Annotated in this window: 2 protein-coding genes and 1 tRNA gene; all 3 read left to right on the forward strand. The window is 56.3% G+C overall.

The features are described 5' to 3' along the window. Positions 1-399: hypothetical protein (locus JT360_RS33175; protein ID WP_214477682.1), on the forward strand; the 399-nt coding region annotated here is incomplete at its 5' end. A 35-nt stretch (positions 400-434) separates the two neighbouring features. Next, positions 435-525 (forward strand) — tRNA-Ser (locus tag JT360_RS33180). 94 nt (positions 526-619) lie between these two features. Further along, positions 620-871, forward strand: a complete 252-nt coding sequence (locus JT360_RS33185) for a GIY-YIG nuclease family protein (RefSeq protein ID WP_214477684.1) — start codon at positions 620-622, stop codon at positions 869-871. The last annotated feature ends 79 nt before the right edge of the window (positions 872-950 follow it).

Genomic DNA, 950 nt, shown 5'->3' on the forward strand with positions numbered 1-950 from the left:
AAAGTTAAAAAACGGGTCTGGGTATTCTTTGCTGAAGGACAGCGTTCCCTGCCCCATCCCCACTACCGAAAAAGATGCGCACCGCGCCGCTCCTTCGAATTCGACATTACCCATGAGCCGGCGGCGTTCAACCACGATCGTACCGGCGAAAGGACAGTTCGGCTGCTATCCCCCAGCGTTGTTGCACAAATGACACGATTTGGCCTCACTCAGAAAGCTCTCGTTAACCATCAGGCCCGCCGCAACCGCCCATTTCCGGCCGAATCCGGCGATCGGCCGACGGAATCATGGCAAGACCGCGAGTCGCCTGCCAGGGAATTGCCGCGGAACCGCCGTATCAGCGGAAAGCTGCGGTTCGGTGCGCTTATATTTTTCCACATAATGACGCGGGCTTGTTGATTGTGCCGGCGCTTTTCTTTATCCAGCGGCGCAACGGAGAGGTGGCCGAGTGGTCGAAGGCGCTCCCCTGCTAAGGGAGTAGAGGTCAAAAGCTTCTCGTGGGTTCGAATCCCATCCTCTCCGCCACCCTACGCCCTGCGGGCTTCGGGTGGCAGGCCACCCGAAACCGCATTCGGGCGTAGGAGTGTCGCCCGAAGCTGCGAAGTAGCGTAGGGGGACCATGTGGTACGTCTATTTCCTGCAGCTCCGTAACGGCGATGTCTATGTCGGGTCGACCAACGACCTTCGACGCCGGCTCGAATCGCATCGATTGGGCTATGTGACGTCGACGAAGGCTTACCTGCCCGTAATCCTGAAGACCTACATTGCGGTTGAAACCGAGGCCAACGCACGGCAACTCGAGCGATATTTCAAGACCGGATCTGGCAAGGCTTTCGCGAGCAAACGTTTTTGGCGGACAGCGCCTCGTTGACAAGCTTTATATTATCTATTTGAAATTAAAGAGAAAACAGTCTTACAAACCGCTTTTCGCTGACCTTCACTCTCGATTC

This window comes from Mesorhizobium sp. dw_380, assembly GCF_018588885.1.
GTDB lineage: Bacteria > Pseudomonadota > Alphaproteobacteria > Rhizobiales > Rhizobiaceae > Mesorhizobium.